At 64.4% G+C, this 19,135-nt stretch carries 18 protein-coding genes; 13 read left to right on the top strand and 5 right to left on the bottom strand.

Annotated features, from left to right (window positions below):
* The 7 genes from AC5ZG1_RS03340 (at position 1) to AC5ZG1_RS03310 (ending at position 7,951) form a co-directional block, all read left to right on the top strand.
* The gene (locus AC5ZG1_RS03340; protein WP_409334772.1) at positions 1-552 is read left to right on the top strand and encodes an invasion associated locus B family protein; all 552 of its coding nucleotides are present in this window, start codon (positions 1-3) and stop codon (positions 550-552) included.
* Positions 553-617: 65 nt separating this feature from the next.
* Positions 618-1,832 carry a dual-specificity RNA methyltransferase RlmN gene (gene rlmN, locus AC5ZG1_RS03335; protein WP_496131971.1) on the top strand — a complete coding sequence of 405 codons (1,215 nt, stop codon included), beginning with the start codon at positions 618-620 and terminating at the stop codon, positions 1,830-1,832.
* A 142-nt stretch (positions 1,833-1,974) separates the two neighbouring features.
* Positions 1,975-2,466, top strand: coding sequence for a hypothetical protein (locus AC5ZG1_RS03330; protein ID WP_496131970.1), 492 nt, complete (start codon positions 1,975-1,977; stop codon positions 2,464-2,466).
* A gap of 179 nt (positions 2,467-2,645) precedes the next feature.
* Positions 2,646-3,401: a phosphatase PAP2 family protein gene (locus tag AC5ZG1_RS03325; RefSeq protein ID WP_130227332.1), complete on the top strand. Its 756-nt coding sequence runs from the start codon at positions 2,646-2,648 to the stop codon at positions 3,399-3,401.
* A 101-nt stretch (positions 3,402-3,502) separates the two neighbouring features.
* A complete protein-coding gene (argG, locus tag AC5ZG1_RS03320; RefSeq protein ID WP_130227331.1) occupies positions 3,503-4,840 on the top strand; it encodes an argininosuccinate synthase in 1,338 nt (445 codons plus the stop codon).
* A 192-nt stretch (positions 4,841-5,032) separates the two neighbouring features.
* Positions 5,033-6,790: an alkaline phosphatase gene (locus AC5ZG1_RS03315; RefSeq protein ID WP_496131969.1), complete on the top strand. Its 1,758-nt coding sequence runs from the start codon at positions 5,033-5,035 to the stop codon at positions 6,788-6,790.
* 225 nt (positions 6,791-7,015) lie between these two features.
* Positions 7,016-7,951, top strand: coding sequence for a homocysteine S-methyltransferase family protein (locus AC5ZG1_RS03310; protein ID WP_496131968.1), 936 nt, complete (start codon positions 7,016-7,018; stop codon positions 7,949-7,951).
* A gap of 139 nt (positions 7,952-8,090) precedes the next feature.
* Here the strand turns inward: AC5ZG1_RS03310 and AC5ZG1_RS03305 are convergent, their stop codons facing one another.
* From AC5ZG1_RS03305 to AC5ZG1_RS03285, 5 genes are all read right to left on the bottom strand, one after another.
* Positions 8,091-10,367, bottom strand: a complete 2,277-nt coding sequence (locus tag AC5ZG1_RS03305) for an OmpA family protein (RefSeq protein WP_496131967.1) — start codon at positions 10,365-10,367, stop codon at positions 8,091-8,093.
* 199 nt (positions 10,368-10,566) lie between these two features.
* Complete coding sequence (locus AC5ZG1_RS03300) at positions 10,567-10,809, bottom strand: hypothetical protein (protein WP_130229005.1); 243 nt, start codon at positions 10,807-10,809, stop codon at positions 10,567-10,569.
* Positions 10,810-10,938: 129 nt separating this feature from the next.
* The gene (locus AC5ZG1_RS03295) at positions 10,939-11,322 is read right to left on the bottom strand and encodes a VOC family protein (protein ID WP_496131966.1); all 384 of its coding nucleotides are present in this window, start codon (positions 11,320-11,322) and stop codon (positions 10,939-10,941) included.
* Between the two features lie 17 nt (positions 11,323-11,339).
* Positions 11,340-12,275: a glutathione S-transferase family protein gene (locus AC5ZG1_RS03290; RefSeq protein WP_130229003.1), complete on the bottom strand. Its 936-nt coding sequence runs from the start codon at positions 12,273-12,275 to the stop codon at positions 11,340-11,342.
* A gap of 71 nt (positions 12,276-12,346) precedes the next feature.
* Positions 12,347-14,491 carry a hybrid sensor histidine kinase/response regulator family protein gene (locus AC5ZG1_RS03285; protein WP_496131965.1) on the bottom strand — a complete coding sequence of 715 codons (2,145 nt, stop codon included), beginning with the start codon at positions 14,489-14,491 and terminating at the stop codon, positions 12,347-12,349.
* Positions 14,492-14,716: 225 nt separating this feature from the next.
* Between AC5ZG1_RS03285 and AC5ZG1_RS03280 the strand changes: the two genes are divergently transcribed.
* The 6 genes from AC5ZG1_RS03280 (at position 14,717) to AC5ZG1_RS03255 (ending at position 19,097) form a co-directional block, all read left to right on the top strand.
* A complete protein-coding gene (locus tag AC5ZG1_RS03280; RefSeq protein WP_456644734.1) occupies positions 14,717-15,190 on the top strand; it encodes a nuclear transport factor 2 family protein in 474 nt (157 codons plus the stop codon).
* A 272-nt stretch (positions 15,191-15,462) separates the two neighbouring features.
* On the top strand, positions 15,463-15,741 hold the full coding sequence (locus tag AC5ZG1_RS03275; RefSeq protein WP_028165159.1) for a hypothetical protein: 279 nt from the start codon (positions 15,463-15,465) through the stop codon (positions 15,739-15,741).
* A 264-nt stretch (positions 15,742-16,005) separates the two neighbouring features.
* A complete protein-coding gene (locus tag AC5ZG1_RS03270; protein WP_456644735.1) occupies positions 16,006-16,890 on the top strand; it encodes a LysR family transcriptional regulator in 885 nt (294 codons plus the stop codon).
* 113 nt (positions 16,891-17,003) lie between these two features.
* The gene (locus AC5ZG1_RS03265; RefSeq protein WP_456644736.1) at positions 17,004-17,438 is read left to right on the top strand and encodes a cupin domain-containing protein; all 435 of its coding nucleotides are present in this window, start codon (positions 17,004-17,006) and stop codon (positions 17,436-17,438) included.
* A 317-nt stretch (positions 17,439-17,755) separates the two neighbouring features.
* Positions 17,756-18,127 carry a hypothetical protein gene (locus AC5ZG1_RS03260; RefSeq protein ID WP_028165157.1) on the top strand — a complete coding sequence of 124 codons (372 nt, stop codon included), beginning with the start codon at positions 17,756-17,758 and terminating at the stop codon, positions 18,125-18,127.
* A gap of 97 nt (positions 18,128-18,224) precedes the next feature.
* Complete coding sequence (locus AC5ZG1_RS03255; RefSeq protein ID WP_051396836.1) at positions 18,225-19,097, top strand: hypothetical protein; 873 nt, start codon at positions 18,225-18,227, stop codon at positions 19,095-19,097.
* The last annotated feature ends 38 nt before the right edge of the window (positions 19,098-19,135 follow it).

Genomic DNA, 19,135 nt, shown 5'->3' with positions numbered 1-19,135 from the left:
ATGGCGCAGGGCGGTTCCCCCAAGGCGGCCACCAAGGGCGCGGCAAAGTCTGCGGCCCCGGCCAAGCCGGAGGGCGCTGCTGCGGCTGCCGCGGCCGGGGGCGCCGAACCGACCCTGATTGGCCAGTTCGGCACCTGGGGCGCCTATACCGCGACCCCGAACGGCAAGAAGGTGTGTTTTGCGCTGGCAAAACCGTCGTCGTCGAAGACCAATCCGCCGAATCGCCCGCGCGATCCGGCCTACGCCTTCGTCTCGACCCGTCCCGCGGAAAAGGTCATCAACGAAGTCTCGATCATGATCGGCTACACCCTGAAGCCCGGGTCGGAATCGACGCTCGAAGTCGGCGGCGGGTCGTATGCGATGTACACCCAGGGCGACGGGCTCTGGATCAAGAATGCCGCAGAAGAAGAGCGCATGGTCGAAGCCATGCGCAAGGCTGCGGACCTGACCGTGAAAGGCGTCTCGGCCAAGGGCACCGAGACGACGGACACGTTCTCGCTCAAGGGCCTGTCGCAGGCGCTCGATCGGCTGGCGCAGGACTGCAGGCGCTAATTCAGCCTGAAATCCGCGCATTTCCCGCCTTTCCAGCGCCTGCTGGAAGGCCTATTTGGTGTTTCATGACTGACACCCTCACCAGCCAGAGCGATCGCGCCAGCACCGCGCTCGTGGAGAAAGTTCCGCTCGAGACCTATGTGCCGCCGGCCAAGCCGTCGCTGATCGGGCTGTCGCGCACGGAGATCGCCGAGCGGCTCGGCGAGATCGGTGTGCCGGCCTCGCAACGCAAGATGCGCACCCAGCAGCTCTGGCACTGGATCTATTTCCGCGGCGCCAAGAGCTTTGCCGAGATGACCAACGTCTCGAAGGAGATGCGCAGCGAGCTGGAGAAGCATTTTACCGTCGACCGGCCCGAAGTGGTCGCCGAGCAGATTTCGAACGACGGCACCCGCAAATGGCTGTTGCGGCTGCCGAGCGGCAACGATCTTGAGAAGCCGCATGAAGTCGAATGCGTCTATATCCCCGAGACTGACCGCGGCACGCTCTGCGTCTCCTCGCAGGTCGGCTGCACGCTGAATTGCGCCTTCTGCCACACTGGCACGCAGCGCCTGGTGCGTAACCTCACGGCCGGCGAGATCGTCGGCCAGGTGATGGTGGCGCGGGATCGGCTGAAGGATTGGGCCGACCGCGAGAGCGGCGGCCGCCTCGTCACCAACGTCGTGATGATGGGCATGGGCGAGCCGCTCTACAATTTCGATGCGGTGCGCGATGCGTTGCTCATCGTTGCTGATAATGAAGGCATCGGCATCTCCCGCCGCCGCATCACGCTGTCGACCTCGGGCGTGGTGCCGAACATCATCCGCACCGGCGAGGAGATCGGCGTCATGCTCGCGATCTCGCTGCATGCCGTGCGCGACGAGTTGCGCAACGAATTGGTGCCGCTCAACCGCAAATTTCCGATTCAGGAATTGCTGCAGGCCTGCCGCGACTATCCCGGGGCCTCCAACGCGCGGCGCATCACCTTCGAATATGTGATGCTGAAGGGCATCAATGATTCGCTCGATGACGCCAAGCTGCTGGTGAAGCTGCTGAAGGGCATTCCGGCGAAGATCAACCTGATCCCGTTCAATCCCTGGCCGGGCACGCGTTACGAATGCTCGGACTGGGAGCAGATCGAGAAGTTCTCCGAATATATCTTCAACGCCGGCTATTCCTCGCCGGTGCGCACCCCGCGCGGCCGCGACATCCTCGCCGCCTGCGGCCAGTTGAAATCGGAGACCGAAAAACTCTCCGCCCGCGAGCGCCAGGCGCTGCGCGCAATGGCGATGACGGATTGAGACGATCTATGCACCGAAACTCGTCATGGCCGGGCTCGTCCCGGCCATCCACGTCTTTCCGAAGCTTCGAGGCAGGCGTGGAAGTCCGGGCATGACGGCAGAGATTCGTATCGCGGGTGCGGTCTGACGGCGGAATGAAGCCATGGCACTGATCGGCCGCGTCCTCCTGATCCTGTTCGCCTTCCTGGCCTCCTGTCTGGTGGCGGGCATGATCATCGTCGTGGCGGTGCTCTATCCGGAGCTGAGCGATATCGGCACCGGTCAGATCGATCAGAACGCCATCAACATCGTGCTCGGCTTCGGCTTCATCTTCATTTCCGGATTCGCGCTGCTGCCGGCGCTGATCGTGGTGCTGATCACGGAAGCCTTCAATGTCCGGGGCGCGCTGAGCTATGCGATCGGCGGCGCGATCGTCGGGGCCGCCTGTTATCTCGGCCTGGTTCCGTTCGACCCCGATACGTTCCGGTTCGAGGGCATCGTGCATCGCCATCTCGAGATCATGACCGGCGCCGGCATCGTCGCGGGTCTGGTGTACTGGCTGATTGCGGGCCGCACCGCCGGCGCTTGGCGCGAGCCGCCGCGCAAATTGCCGCCGCCCCCGCCACTGCCGTCACAATCCCGGCCGCAGCCGTGAATGGAGCTGTCATTGCGAGCCACCGGGTCGGCGCGAAGCGCCGCCCGACGACAGGCTCCGCGAAGCAATCCATGCAGCTGCGCGTGCGGAGAGGTGGATTGCTTCGTCGCTATCGCTCCCCGCAATGACGGTTGAATTCGGGGTTTCCACATCCCGCCGCCTCGGGTAAACCGCGCGCCATGAACCGGACCGGACTTTTCATCGCGCTGGGGCTTGCGGTCGTGATCGGGCTGTTGTTCGGGCTGTTTCCCGAACTCGACCTGAAGCTCGGTGCGCTGTTCTACGATGCCGCGCAAAAAACCTTTCCGCTGAAGCTGAACGCTGTCGCGTCGTTTGCGCGCGATGCGGCGATGTGGATCGCATGGGGATTTGCGCTGCCCGCGATCGCTGCGTTCGTCGTCAAGATGATCCGGCCCGACCGGCCGATGCTGATCTCGGGCCGCGCCGCGACGTTTCTCCTGGTGACGCTGCTGCTCTCCGCCGGCGTCCTCACCAACTTCACCTTCAAGACCTATTGGGGCCGGCCGCGACCGGTGGCGGTGACCGAGTTTGCCGGCGACAAGAGCTTCGTGCCGTGGTGGGATCCGCGCGGCACCTGCGGCCGCAACTGCTCGTTCTTCTCCGGCGAGGGGGCGACTGCGTTCTGGACCTATGCGCCGGCAGCGCTGGCGCCGCCGCAATGGCGCGCCCTGGCGTTTGCGGCGGCGACCGTGTTCGGTATCGCCACCAGCGCCCTGCGGATGGCCTTTGGCGGGCATTTCTTCACCGACGTCGCGATTGCCGGCATCGTGACCTACCTGGTGATCTGGCTCGCCTATGCCCTGATCTACCGCTGGCCGTCGACGCGGGTGACGGATGCCCAGGTTGATGCCGCGCTAACCCGGTTCGCGCGACGGTGGCGCCGGCGCGAGACGGACCCCAGGCCGTCGATATGAGCGACGTCATAAAGGCCGCCATTAATCACGTGCCCATCAGCGCGAAATTTGATATTCGCGCAACTTAACAGCAAACGACTTTACGACCGATTGGACGCTCCATGAGTACGATTTTGAAAAGCCTGCCCAAGGGCGAAAAAGTCGGCATCGCTTTCTCGGGCGGTCTCGACACCAGCGCAGCGCTGCTATGGATGAAACAGAAGGGCGCGCGCGTCTTTGCCTACACCGCGAACCTCGGCCAGCCCGACGAGTCCGACTACAACGAAATTCCGCGCAAGGCCATGGAGTTCGGCGCCGAGAAAGCCCGCCTCGTGGATTGCCGTATGCAATTGGTCCACGAAGGCATTGCCGCGATCCAATCCGGTGCCTTCCACATCTCGACCGGCGGCGCCACCTATTTCAACACCACCCCGCTCGGTCGCGCCGTGACTGGCACCATGCTGGTCTCGGCCATGAAGGAGGACGGGGTCAACATCTGGGGTGATGGCTCCACCTTCAAGGGCAACGATATCGAGCGGTTCTATCGCTACGGCCTGCTGACCAATTCGAACCTGAAGATCTACAAGCCCTGGCTCGACCAGCAATTCATCGACGAGCTCGGCGGCCGCGCGGAAATGTCGGCGTTCATGACCGCGCAAGGGTTCGCCTACAAGATGAGCGCCGAGAAGGCGTATTCGACCGACAGCAATCTCCTCGGTGCAACCCACGAGGCCAAGGATCTCGAGAGCCTGCAAAGCGGTATCAAGATCGTCAATCCGATCATGGGCGTGCCGTTCTGGCGCGACGACTGTGTCGTCAGGGCCGAACAGGTCACCGTGCGCTTCGAGGAAGGCCAGCCCGTCGCGCTGAACGGCCAGACTTTCCCGGACCCGGTGGCGCTGTTCCTCGAGGCCAACGCCATCGGCGGCAGGCATGGTCTTGGCATGAGCGACCAGATCGAGAACCGGATCATCGAGGCAAAGAGCCGCGGCATCTATGAAGCTCCCGGCATGGCGCTGCTGCACATCGCCTATGAGCGCCTGATCACCGGCATCCACAACGAAGACACCATCGAGCAGTACCGGATCAACGGCCTGCGCCTTGGCCGGCTGCTCTACCAGGGGCGGTGGTTCGATTCTCAGGCTCTCATGCTGCGCGAAACCGCCCAGCGTTGGGTGGCGCGCGCCATCACCGGTGAGGTGACGCTCGAGCTGCGCCGCGGCAACGACTATTCGATCTTGAACACCGAGAGCCCGAACCTGAGCTATCAGCCGGAGCGGCTGAGCATGGAGAAGGTGGAGGATGCGGCGTTCACGCCGGCGGACCGTATCGGCCAGCTCACAATGCGCAACCTCGACATCGCCGATACCCGCACCAAGCTGGATCTCTACGCGGAGACAGGCTTGCTGTCGCTCGGCGAGGGCTCGAACATCTTGAGGCTCGATAGCGACAAGAGCTGAAGCGTGTGAGCTCCGTAGCCCGGACTACGCTTGCGCTCCATCCGGGCTACGGACTGCGACGATCCATCGCCGGTATCCAGGCTCGATGTGTAATGGACGCGTCATTCGGCGCGGCTAGTCTCGTCGCCTGCGCGCCCGTGACCTCCGTACTGCAGCCGGACGGCGCGGGCGAACAATTGTGGGGCGCAAATCATGATCAAGCCATTTGCCGGTGCCGCTCTCCTCGTCCTGTTGTCCGGATCGCCGACGCTAGCCCAGACGATCTATCCGATCGACCGCGCCGACATCCTCGCCGGCGCCCATTTCGACTTCAAGGTCGAGTTTCCCGATCGCGTTGATCCGGCGAATGTGAAAGTCACGGTGAACGGCGCGGATTATTCCGCAGCGTTCGGCCAGCCCGGCACCTTCGTGGAGCACGAAGACGGCAAGGAGCAGTCGGCCCTGATCGTTCGCGACGTCGCATTGACCAAGCCCGGAAGCGTGAAGGTGGAAGTCTCTGACGGCGCACGCAGCCGCACTGTCGTGTGGTCGGTTTACGACACCGGTCCGCGCAAGGCCAAGAACGTGATCCTGTTCATCGGTGATGGACTGTCGCCGGCGCATCGGGTTGCGGCGCGTATGCTCTCCAAGGGAATTGCGGAAGGCAAAAGCCTCGGCAAGCTTGCCATCGACGACATGCCGCATATGGCGCTGGTTGCGACTGCCGGCTCCGATTCGATCATCACCGATTCGGCGAATGCGGCCAGCGCCTACGCCACGGGCCACAAGACCGCCGTCAACGCGTTGGGTGTCTACGCTGATCGCTCCACAAGCCCGTTCGATGATCCCAAGGTCGAAACCATCACCAGCGTCGCGAAGCGGCGGCTTGGTCTGGGCATCGGGATCGTCACCAACACCGAAGTCGAGGATGCCACACCGGCGGCAATGGTCGCGCATACCCGCCGCCGCGCCGCCTATGATGAGATCGTCGCGCAGCTCTTCGCCGCCAAGCCCGATGTCCTGATGGGAGGAGGCAGCGCGAATTTCCTGCCGCAAGCAGCAGCGGGAAAGCGCAAGGACGACATCGATTACATCGCCCGCTTTCGCGATGCCGGCTATCAGGTGGTGACGACAAAGTCCGAGCTTGATGCCTCGGCTGCGAAACCCGACACGAACAAGCTGCTGGGACTGTTTGCCTCCGGCAACATGGACGGCGTCCTGGACCGCAAGTTCCTCAAAGGCGGCAGCGTCGGCAAGTTTCCCGAACAGCCCGACCTGACCGAGCAGGTGCAGGCCGCGCTGAAAGTGCTGTCGAAGAACGATGCCGGCTTCTTCCTGATGGTGGAATCGGGACTGATCGACAAATACGCTCATCTCCTGGACATGGAGCGCGCGGTCTACGACACGATCATGCTCGACAATGCCGTTCGTTTTGCGCGCGACTGGGCGCAGGCCCGCGGCGACGACACCTTGATCCTGGTGGTGGCGGACCACAATCATCCCAACAGTCTTGTCGGCACCATCAATGACGACATGACTAAGACGCCCAACGTCCCGTTCCGCGAACGCGTCGGCGTCTATGACAAGGCGGGATTCCCCAACTATCCGGCTGCCGATGCGGAAGGCTATCCCTCGCGGGTGGATGTCAGCCGGCGGCTCGCGATTTTCTCGGCCAGCCTGCCGGACCATTACGAAACCTTCCGCCCCAAGCTCGATAACCCGAATGATCCGACGGCGAAGGGCGATGAGCCTGGGACTTTCAAAGCCAACGACAAATACAAGGACGTTCCGGGAGCCGTGCTACGCCCCGGCAATCTGCCGGCGATGATCGGCGCCAGCGTGCATTCGGGAGAAGACGTCATCCTGACAGCAACCGGCCCAGGCAGCGAACGCGTTCATGGTTCGATGGACAACACGGACGTCTTCCGTGTCATCGCCGATGCGCTGGGACTTGCCGCACCGGCGCCGTAGCCTCGCGAGCTCTTGTAGCGTGGGCGAAGCGAAGCGTGCCCGCGATCAACACTCCGCTCGGAGGCGGGCACGCTACGCTTTTGCCCATCGCGACAGGTTCTGCGTTCACGCCTCTGCGCGCGGGAGCCATCTGGAAGTCGCGACAATATGAGGCACCAGCCGGCCCAACCAAACCCGGCATTGGCCGACCTACCGGTGACAGCCCTTTTGATCACGGAGGCATCAATGGCCAAGTATCGGCACGACCTGCCACAGCGGCGCGGCGGCATCTTCCTGACCGACGGCGGCATGGAAACGACGCTGATCTTCCACCACGGCCTCGAGCTGCCGCACTTTGCCGCTTTCGTCCTGCTCGACTCCGCGGATGGTCGTGAGCACCTCAAGCGCTACTACGAGTCCTACCTTGCGATTGCGCGCGCGAAGGGCACCGGTTTCGTGCTCGACAGCCCGACCTGGCGCGCCAATCCGGATTGGGGCGTCAAGCTCGGCTACGACGCGGCTGCGCTGACATCGATCAACGTCCGTTCGATTGAGTTCCTGAACCATCTGCGAACCGGCTGGGAGCGGCCGAACATGCCCTGTGTCATCGATGGCGCGATCGGTCCGCGCGGCGATGGCTACAAAGCCGGCAACATGGATGCATCGGAGGCGGAAGCCTATCATGCGCCACAGATTGCCGCCTTCGCGGAAGGCGGCGCCGACATGGTGACGGCGTTCACGCTGAACGGAATCAATGAAGCGATCGGCATCGTCCACGCGGCCAAGGCACACAGTATTCCGGTGGCGATCTCCTTCACCGTCGAAACCGATGGTCGTCTGGTGAAGGGTGAAACGCTGCGTGAGGCGATCGAGGCTGTCGATCACGCCACGCAAAACGGGCCGGAATATTTCCTGATCAACTGCGCGCATCCGTCCCATTTCGCAGGCGCGTTGAGCGCGGGCGACACGTGGGCCGGGCGCATCCATGGCGTCAGGGCCAATGCGTCGGCCAAGAGCCACCTGGAGCTCGACGAATCCGAGACGCTCGATGCCGGCGATCCCACCGATCTCGGCCGCCGCTATGTCGACCTCCGGCGCTCGTTTCCCGGCATGCACATTCTCGGCGGCTGCTGCGGCACCGACCATCGCCATGTCGCCGCGATCTGCGAAGCCTGCCTATAGCCGAGTGGCCCGCAATGACGGGCTCGTAGGATGGGTCGAGCGAAGCGAAACCCACCAAAAGTCTGAAGCGAATTCGTGGTCACTGTCGAAACAAAAATGGCCGGGATCGCTCCCGGCCATTTGTTCGAAATAGCTCGCCTCAGCGCGGTGTGCTGGGTGGTGGCAGTGAAGCGGTGCCGCCGTTGAGCAGCGGGGTGATGCGGCGGACAGTGACGCGCCGGTTGATGCGACTCGGTCCGTCCGTCTGCTCCTTCAGATACTGCTTGCCGTAGCCCTGCGACGTCAGGTTCTCCGCCGGCACACCGAACTGCTGGGTCAGCAATTCAGCCGCGGACTGCGCACGGCGATCCGACAATGACAGATTGTCGACGTCGTTGCCGACCGCGTCGGTGTGTCCCTCGATCAGGAACACCTCGCGCGGGTTGCGCTGGATCGCGCGGTTGAGGCCGTCGGCGATCACCTGCAGCCGAGCCGCCTGGTCCGGCGGGATAGTCCACGACCCCGTCTCGAAGTTGATCGTGTTGACGTCGATGCTCGGCATTTGCATGCGAACATTGGGGCTGTAGCGGATCTCGTCGAGCGAATAGCGCCGTTCGATCCGTTGTACCGGCGGTGCCTCCATGGTCTCGTAGATCACGTCCGGCGACGCCTCCTGAGCGTCGACGATGTAGCGATCGTAGGGAATGTTGACCACCGGCGGCGGCACGTCGACATAGAAGCCGCCGACCGCCCGCGGATCGCGGTAGCTGTTGTCGATGATGACGATCTCGCGCCCGCCGGGGTCCCTGCGGATTCGCCGCAGCAGCGTGCCGTCCGCACCAACCACGGTGATCACCTCGCTGCCGTCGGGACGGACCACGACGGTGCGGGTTTCGCCGCCGATCGTCTCGCTCCGGATGTCGCGAGCGCCATAGCGGAAGCGATAGAGATCGTTGCCGCGGACGTACTCCTGCCCACTCGGGTCGCGGATGATGATGCGATCCGGCTCGGTGTAGACGGTACGGCCGCCTTCGACGACTTCCTGTCGCTGGTTGCGGAGGTCGGCGATTGTCGCGCCGATCACGGCGCCGGCCACCACGCCCGCACCGATCGCGAGCGGCGTCAGGTCACGCTGCGGCGGACGCGGCGGTGGTGGCAGCGGCGCTGCGACCGTAGGTGCCGCCCGGAAGGCCGGCGCAATCGTCGGCGGCGCGTATTGCGCCCTGTTGGGCGGTGGCGCTGCGGCGGGCGTGCCAGGGACGACGGTCGGCGCGGCGGCTCCGGGGGGAGGAGCTGCAGGCCGGGGCGGGAGGCCGGCCTGGGGCGGCGCAGTCGGAGTTCCGGCAGCGGGTGCGCCGGCCGGCGGCGTGCCTGCAGCGGGAGGCGGGCTCGCTGGCGTGCCGGCGGCAGGAGGTGTCGTCGTCGCTGCGCCAGGCCGCACCGGCGAAGGCGTCGGAGACGGGCTTCCCGCGGCCGGCGGCGTTCCGGGTGTCGGCGTTGCCGCAGGCGCAGGCCGAGTCTGCGTCGGCGTGGCGGGGGCCGCCCCGGGCTGCTTGGCGCCGGCGGGAGGCGTGCCTGCAGCGGGAGGCTGGCTCGCCGGCGCACCGGCGGCGGGAGGTGTCGTCGTCGCTGCGCCAGGCCGTGCCGGCGAAGGAGTCGGAGACGGACTTCCCGCGGCTGGCGGCGTTGCGGGTGTCGGCGTTGCCGCAGGCGCGGGATGAGGCTGCGTCGGCGCAGGCGCGGGCTGCTTGGCGCCGGCGGGCGGCACCTCCTTTTGCGCGCCGCGCGGTGGCGTCGGAGTGGCTGGCGTCGTGGGCGCAGCGGGCGGCGTCGCCGCGGATGGAGGCGCGGGCGGCTGCGTGCGCGCCGGCGGCGCTGCGGCTGGCGGCGTCGGAGTGTGCGGCGCTGCTGCCGGAGGCGGCGTCGGACGCGCCGGGGCGGCAGCTGGAGGCGTTGGCCGTTCTGGAGCAGCGGCTGGAGGCGGTGTCGGCCGCGTCGGAGCGGCAGCCGGCGGCGTCGGCCGTTCTGGAGCAGCGGCTGGAGGTGGCGTCGGTCGTGCCGGAGCGGTAGCCGGCGGCGTCGGCCGCTCCGGTGCAGCGGCGGGAGGCTGCGGCGTGGGGCGTGCCGGTGCAGCAGCCGGAGGCGGCGCTGGTGTCGGTCGCGCTGGCGCAGCGGCCGGCGGCGGTGCAGATGGGTGTGGCGCGGCGCCAGGAGCCGGCGCGCCTGGGTGCTGCGGCGGTGCGGGCTGTTTCGGCGCGCCGGCCGGCGGCGCTGCCTTCGGTGGCTGCTTCGGCTTTCCGTCGGGGCCGAGTTCTTCCTTCGGCGCCGCTGCCTGTGCCACGACGAGTGGCGCGGTTTGCGCATGCGATGCGAAGCTGGCTAGCTGCGTCACCGTCAATGCGGTCGTGGCAAGCAGCACGAGGCGGAGGTTTGTCATGATTGCAGGTCCCGGGAAAGTTCTTGGTAAGGAAGGAGGATGGGCGGGGGCCGAATAGCTCGGCGGTCGGATCAACGGTTATTCGTTAGGCCGCAATGTGGCGGGCGACAAAGGGGAAAGGCTTTTTATTTCAGCGTTGCAATGACTTGCAAGCAAACTTGTTCATTGCTCATTCAGACGAGACTTGCAAATCGCGATCTCACCATTGTTGCTTGCGTGGTTCCGCGGCATCGGTCGGATTCGGCGGAGGCGGTCCGTTCGGCCCGCGAATCGGCAATTCATCCGGCAGCTTGCCGGGCAGTTCGTCAGGTACTGGCGGTTCGCCGGGCTCACGTGCCGGCGGCGGCACCTCAGGGCGCGGACTCCCCGGAGGGATTCCGGGAGGTGGTTCGCTCGGCGTGCCTGGTGTCGGCGGCGGAACCTCGGGCGGTTCGATCGGCATCTACGTAACCGTGCCGTTGTTTCCGATCGCGGCGCGCGGATCATCACGCGTCATGGTTCGCTCCGTTTCTGTTTCGGAAGAACGATAACGGCACGCATGCTGTGATGTTCCGGCGGTCCAAGCCCGGAACTATTCCGGCGCGTGGCAGACCGCTTCGATGTTGTGGCCGTCGGGGTCGAGCACGAACGCGCCGTAATAGTTGGGATGATAATGCGCGCGGATACCGGGCGCGCCATTGTCGCGTCCGCCTGCTGCGATCGCTGCCTTGTAGAACGCATCCACGGTTGCGCGGTCCTTTGCCACGATCGCGACATGCAGCGGCTTTTCAAGCCCGCCTTCGCCGCCGATCCAGAAATCCGGCTTGCCGCCAGCGCCGAAGCCGGCCGCCTGGTCAGCGCCGTTCTCATGCGTGACTTCCATGATCAGCGTGTAGTCGAGCGGCGCGAGCGCCTGCTGATAGAACGCCAGGGAACGCTGATAGTCGGAAACCGGAAAACCGATGTGATCGATCATCAAGCAACTCCTTCGGCCTATCTGCCCTGATCAAACACCAGAAAGCCGGCCCGCGGGAAGTGCACCACCACCTCGCCGGCGCGGGGGTCGTGCCTGCGGATCGCGATATGCTGCGAAGACAGGGAAACGATCTCGCCGCTCACTTTGATCTTGCCGTAGTCATCGGGCATCACCTCGACCTGGTCGCCCGGCTTGCGATGGTTGGGATCGTAAGGGTCGGCCAGCACGGTGGTCCGCGGCGCAGCATTGGCGGCGATGTCGAGCGCGGAGGCGGGCGAGATTTCCTTGCATGGCTTGTGCTCGATGGCGCGAATGCGCGCCTCCCATGATCGCGTGGCGGGGAACTCGAACAGCAGCTTGTCGAGGTCGGGAAGGTTGGTGCGCACGTACCAGATATTCATGTAGGCGTTGACGTCGCACAGGCTGGCGCTATCGCCGCACATCCAGCTATGGCCGTTGCGAAGCTGGGCTTCGATCCATTGCAGGTGGGCACGAAACTGATCGCGCATCTGCGGGATCGCTTCCCGCATGGCGGCAACATCAAATTTGGCGCCGCGCAGCTTTTCGCGGTCGTCGATGAACTCCTGCGGCACATTGTCGGCCACCGAGCCGAAGATCAGGTTGACGGTGTTCTGGAAGAACGGACGGTCGGTCCACATCGCGGTCGCGGCGGCAAGCCCGTAATACCCGCTCGGGAACAGCGTCGGCTGCGGATAGCGCCGTTCCAGTTCGCGGACGATGCATTGGGTGTCGCAGTAGATATCGGCGCCGATCTGCAGCACCGGGGTCCGCCGGTAGCCTCCCGTCAGCGGCATCAGATCCGGACGGGGCATGATCCGGGAAATCAGCACCGAGGTCCATGTCACGTTCTTCAGCGCCAGGATCAGGCGGATCTTCTCCGAGAACGGCGATTGAGGAAAATGATGGAGGATGACCGGGTAGTCGGGACTCATCGTTCCCTCCTGGATAAACGCCGACGGAAGGCTAACCCCGGCCTGGACCGGTTACAATGGACCGGCGCGCGTCAGGACGACGCCGCCGTCGGTGTTCGTGTTGGTTTCGGCCGGGAGACCTTGTGCAGCGCGTGCGAGAGCTGCTCGATCGAATACGGCTTTTGCAGGAAGTCGAACCCATAGCTGCCTCGCTGCGCCAGCACCTGGCTGTAGCCGCTGGTCAGCACGACCGGCAGGTCCGGGCAGCGGCGGCGGATTTCCTGGGCGAGCTCGACGCCGCTTATGCCGGGCATCGCGACGTCGGTGAACACCACGTCGAAGCGGGCGGCGTCGCCGGCCAACGCGTCCAGCGCCTGCGTAGCGTTCTCGACCAGGGTCGCGGCGTAGCCGAGCTCGGCGAGGGCGTCGGCCGTAAACCTGCCGACCTCGATATTGTCCTCGACCACCAGCACCGACATGCCGCTGCCGTCGACCGGCGGCGCATCCGCGGCCGCGAACTGCAATGTCGGACCCGTGGCCGCGGCGCGAGGCAGATAGAGCGTGAAGGTAGAGCCCTTGCCGACCTCGCTGACGACGACAATCTCGCCGCCGGACTGCTTGGCGAATCCGAATACCTGCGACAGCCCGAGGCCGGTGCCCTGACCGATCTGCTTGGTGGTGAAGAACGGCTCGAAGATGCGCCCGAGCTGATCCTGCGGAATGCCGATGCCGACGTCCCCGACCGCCACCGCGACATAGCCGTGCGGCGCCGGCGGATGGCCATCGGCAACGGGCAGTTCGGCTGCGCGACGCACCGCGATCGTCAGCCGGCCGGCACCATTCATGGCGTCACGGGCATTGACGGCCATGTTGATGATCGCGGTCTCGAACTGGCCGGCATCGGCGTTGATGAAGCAGGGTTCGTCCGGCAGCCTGGTGACGATCTCGATCCGCGGCCCGACCAGCGTTCCGATCATCTCGCCCAGCACCTGCACGCTCTGGCCGACGTCGAACAGTTCAGGCTTGAGCGTCTGTCGTCGGGCGAAGGCGAGCAGCTGGCCGGTCAGTTTCGAGGCCCGGTTGACCGTCTCCGAAATCGCATCGATGTAGCGCAGCCGCCGCTGCTCCGGCAGGTTCGGCCGCCGCAACATGTCGATGGAGGCGCGGATCACGGTCAGCAGATTGTTGAAGTCGTGCGCGACGCCACCGGTGAGCTGGCCGAGGGCCTCCAGCCGTTGCCCATGCTTCAGCGCCTCTTCGGCTTCCTGGCGTCTTTCGGCCTCCTCATGCAGGCGTCGCGTCCGCCGCAGCGCCAGAGCGAGCAGCAGGAACAACAGCGCGGTGGCGGGCACGCCGAAGATCAGGTGCTGGCCGATGGTTGCGAGCCAGCGCGCGCGGATCGCCGAGGTCTCGAGCCCCGCGCTGACATAGATCGGATATTCGGCGAGCCGCCGATAACCGAGACGGCGTTCGATGCCGTCGGCCGGGGATGTGACGGTGATCAGGCCGCCATCGGGAATCGCGGCAAGCTTCTGCCCGACCGGCCCGTCAGGGTCGAGGCGGAACTCGCGGTCGGCCGTCGGATAGCCAGCCAGCATCGCGCCGTCGGTGCGCCCGAGCGCGAAGAAGCTGCCGGGTTCGCGGCCGATCCGCGCGTAGAAATTCTCGAAATACTCGGGCAGAACCGATGCCTGGATCACGCCGGCAAAGTCGCCCGTCTCGGTCGACCGCCGACGGCTGACGCCGAAGAATGGTGCGCCCCGGTAGGGCGGCCGCGGCGTCAGCACGTCGCCGATATGGGTGCCGACGTCGCCGGCGGCATGGGCCCTGAAATACGCTCGGTCCGAGAAATCGATGTCGGGCGCCGGGGCCACCAGGCTGTTGACCAGAGCGTGGCCCCTGGCGTCGAAGACCCAGGCCGATTTCACCTGGGGCAGCGATGCCGTGAGCTGCTTCAGCCGCTCGTGCAGGCTCTCTTCACGCGAACGGATCGCGTCGTCGGGAAGGCCGCGAATGATTTCCGCGATCTCCGACAGGCTGCGGTCGATGGTCTCGAACACTTTCAGCGCGTGCTCGTGCGCGACATCGAGCGTGCGCTCGATTTCCCGGTCGGCGGCCTGGTTGATTGAATTCCAGGAGATCGCCGAAGCAAAAACAAAGAGCGCCAGCGGAAGGGCCAGGGAAGCGGCCATCATCCATTGCAACAACTTCAGCGAATGGCGTTGTGCGGTCTGCACGGGCACTCCGGATCCTCCGCAACCTTAACGCAAAATTCGGCTCGGAAGGAAGGGGAGCTGACGCGGCTTGCTGGCCGCCATCGCCGCCAGTTCCGTCCCTCGCATCACAAGCTATCGTGCATTATGGAAAGCTGGCGCGTGCTTCGGAAAGATAAGGATGAGCCGCCCGGGCACACTCGCGTGCCATGCGCCGGACCCGGGCCGAGCTAGAAATGGAGATCGTACATGGCTGAGAGCCGTCCCCCCTTTCCACCCTTCACCCATGAGACTGCCGTGCAGAAAGTGCGCGGCGCGGAAGACGGCTGGAATTCCTGTAATCCGGAAAGGGTGTCGCTCGCCTACAGCCTGGACAGCTACTGGCGAAACCGATCGGAATTCATCAACGGCCGCGCCGAGATCGTCGCGTTTCTCACGCGGAAATGGGTCAAGGAGCTCGACTACCGCCTGATCAAGGAGCTCTGGGCGTTCACCGAGAACCGGATCGCCGTACGTTTCGCCTATGAGTGGCACGACGATTCCGGAAACTGGTTTCGCTCCTACGGCAACGAGAACTGGGAATTTGCCGAGAACGGGCTGATGCAAAAACGGTTCGCCTGCATCAACGATCTCCCCATCAAGGAGTCCGATCGCAAATACCACTGGGACCGTTCGGGACCTCGTCCCGCCAATCACCCGGGGCTTTCCGACCTCGGGCTTTGAACGTCTCTGTTCGGAGTGGCAACCCACGCTCCATGGCACGCGTCGATGATCTATCGACGCGCGGAGTGCCTATTGCTTAGGCGGTGCAAGAACAGATCGTCGGGTCGTTCGCCCGCAGTTCATCACGGCTAGCTGGTCGGTTCTTACAACCGCAACTCTTCTCCCGAATGATTGAAATCACGCTGTAGCAAGCCGCGCCGATTCTGGCCGCTCCATATCGGAAGGAGGTCAGCCGATGACACCAACGGCAATCGAAGCTTTGGAGAGCAATCATGCGTGAGATGATCGGAGCAGTGCTTCTGGCAGCTTTACTCTCTGGTCGCACGGCCACGGCCGAGACGGTGGGACTGGCGAAACCATCGCCCTCGGCCGTCTCGTCAGGCATGTCCGATGCCTCATCACGGACGTTAGGTCTGCCGTGGCCTGCGCCGGTCGGCCATCGTCAGCCCCATGCGAAGGACCTGCCGTCGCAGAACACGAACGAGCTCGAGCAAATCAGCGAAGAGGATCGCGCTGTCGATCGCAAGCTCACGATCTGCCACGGCTGTTGAGTTTCGTGCGCCGCATTTGTGGTCCCGTGCGTCCTGGCCGGTGTGACGCACGGGACAACATTTCGAATGTAACTCATCTCCGATTCGTTGAAACGATCCTGTAGCTCCGCAACGTCATTGAAGCCGGCAACCACATCAATCCTCTTCCGCCACGACGTGCTTCGTCCGTCTGCCCGCAGATCGCGGATAAATCATATGACATGCGTGATTTCGGCCCGGCCGATGCGACGACATCCGAATTTGGCGTGACAAAAGGCGCGCCGAATGGACCTCAACTCTCTTCAAACCTTTGTCGCTGTCGTGCGGGCTGGCGGATTTGCGGCGGCCGCACGTCAGACCAACACCCCGCGCTCGTCCGTCAGTTTGCGCATCCGGACCTTGGAAAGGACACTCGGCGTGCGCCTTTTCAAGCGTTCGACTCGCGCTTTCTCGCTCACCACGGAAGGCGCCGAACTGTACGGACGCTCTGCGGAGGCTCTGGCCTCCCTCGCCGGCGCGCTCGACGGCCTGGGCAAGGCAGGCAGCCCCTATGGCGGTGGAATCCGTCTGACGGTGCCGGCGGATTTTCCGCCCGGGCTCATTGCCGGCGCCGTTTCCGAATTCCGTGAAGCGCATCCCGCCGTGCGGTTCGAGGTGCTGCTCACGAACGACGTGCTCGACCTCGTCTCCGAAAACATCGACGTCGCCCTTCGCATCGGCGCTTCCAACCCGCAGGAAGCGCTTGTCAGGGGCGTTCTCGACATGGAGTTCGGCCTCTATGGCAGCGCCGAATATCTGCGCAGGAACGGCGAGCCGGCCAACATACATCAGGTGAGCACGCTGATTGGTCCCGAACGGCCCGAGCTGCGTCGCCTGCTGTCCCGTGCTCTCAAGAACGGGGTCGAGTTCCCGCAATTCCAACTCGCGGTGGACAGTTTCGCCCTGGTGCGTGAGTTCGTCTTGCTGCATCAAGGCGTCGGGCTGCTGCCGCAATCGCTGTGCCAAGCCGAGCTTGCGTCGAAAGCGGTGGTACCCGTGCTGCCGAACCTGTTCTCGGGATCGATCCGGCTGCATCTCACCTTTCCCTCGCGCGCCGACCTCAATCCCAAGGTCAATGCGTTCGCGCAAGTCCTGGCGCGCCACCTGGAGGCTGCGGCGGCCGGACAGTGACGCGCCCGATTGGCCAGTATCCTGGCCGCTCTGTCCGGACCGGCAGGGCTACTCAGGGCCGGCGCGGTCGCTACATGCGGTTTGTCAGATCGCAACCTTGCCCTGGAGCGAACATGCAAGCCGATATCACCACGGAATTCGAAACGACAGAATTCGCCGGGATCACCACCGGGATCATCAACCCCTATCCGAGCCCCTTCACGATCCTCGACATGACGATCAAGCCCGGCACCGGCGCACCCGCGCACACCTCCGCCACCGAAGACAAGCTCTTCATCGTGATCGCAGGCCAACTGAAATACCTCATCGGCGACCGCACCGCCGTGGCAGGGCCGGGCGCACGCGTCCTGGTCCCGAGAGGCACGGTCCACGGCTTCACCAATGTCGGGGACGCCGACGCGCGACATATTCTGGTGTCCACGCCGCGCCGCCACGAAGAATTCTTCCGCGACCTGCACGCCATTCCCGATCCCCGGGAGGAGCATATGGATCTCTTGCCCGCCATCGCGGCACGCCACGATCAGGCGATCGTCGGACCTCTTCCTTAAGTTCTCTGCGCTCGGCCTGCGCCTGATGGCCGCAGGCGCGGGCGGGTTTTCACTATCGGTTTTCTACCGAAGTTGGAAAACAGCTGGGCAGGAAGATCGGCGAATTGATCGTAGCCACCCAGCTTCACGGCGTGGAAGCCGCGGCGAAACCCTGACGGCGAGGCGTTCGGCCGCGGCCAGCTTTCATCGTCGACCGCCAAATGCTTACAGCCTTTTCGGTGGCGCTAGTCTGGCTTGCCACCGCAGAGTTCTACAACTAAGCTACCAAAATACCGGGCGTCAGAACGGCGCCCCTGTATTTTACGGAGGGCTTCGCTATGGCAGGTATCTTCCGGGACGCTAATCTCCAAGAAAGAGTTGCTGATTTTTCTTATCAGAACGATGCCCTCGCACAGTTGATCGTCGAGGCGTGGACCGATCCAGATTTTGAAAAGTGGTTGACGACGCGGCAGTCGGACGGCACCTCGCCAAACGCCAAGGCGTCGCTCGAGGCCCGGGGCATATTCCTCGCGAACCCCATCGTGTTCACGGAAGAAGAGTATAATAACGGCTGTCACAACCCGGACCCTGATGGGACCGGAGTCATTTTCGTGGTGCCGGACCGATCGCGCGTCGAGCAGCCTCCGCATCACCTGTCTCTGCTCGAGACAGCGCGCTTGCTGATGGCCATTACGCCGAACGGAATCTAGCGCAGTCGAGATTGGCCTGAGCTGTATTTTTGGCGAGTTTCGCGCGCACCGTGCGGGAAACGTTGCGCGCGCGACCGCTCGGATATGGAGGTGTGGAATGGCGCCCCTGGTCACGGAGTGGGTCAACGTTAGCGGCAATATTTCGATCATCGCTCGCGAGTCCGGGGAGGTCTGGTTTCATCTCCCGGGCGGCACAAAGGAATACGCAGATCCGTTTGCGACGCCGATGACGGGCGTCGGCGCCAGGGGCAGCACGATCGGGCTGCTCGACGGCGCGATCAATCTCGGATTTTCCAGAATTGAAAAGCGCCTCGCCAGCCCGGCGCCGACGCTTGTCGGCTACATCATTGCCATCGTGGGCGCCTACCACACGTCTGTCCACACGCCGCGAAATCTCCAGCGCGCCGCCAGGCGATTCAACGAACTGGGGAGGCCGGAAGTGGCGGCTTATCTTGAAGAACGTGCGCGCGAGGAGACTGGTCACGACCGGCTTGCGCTCAAGGATCTTCGCGCGCTGGGCCTGCCCGCCGAGCGATTGGTCGCCAACTTCATTCCCGACGGCATCAAGCCGCTCTGCGAGCGGTTCGATGAGCTCTGCGTCGAGGACTACCCGATCGGCTGCATCGGCTATTCCTACTGTCTGGAACGCATCGCCGCGCTCAAGCAGAAGACCGATATCGAGAAGGTGCAGGCACTATGCCCTGACGGCGTCGATGCGACCCGCTTTCTCCGAAGTCACAGTTGCCTTGGGAGCGAGGTTGCCCATGTGGAAGAGACGATCGAGTTCGTCGCGTCGCTTCCTCCGAGCGACCGCATCAGGGTCGTCCAGGAGACGTATGAATCGGCATTGATCATGGCGGAGGGATATAATCACGAGCTCCTCAAATCCGAGGCGGAGATGCTCGACGAGCTTCAGCAGGCGGTCGGAGAGGCGCTTCCGTATCGTCTGAGCAGGGCCTTCGTACAGTAAGAGGCGCGGTGCTCGGCCCTCGGCGTGAGCAGAACGGC

This window comes from Bradyrhizobium sp. Leo78, assembly GCF_059512425.1.
This window is presented reverse-complemented; position numbering and strand designations above follow the sequence as displayed.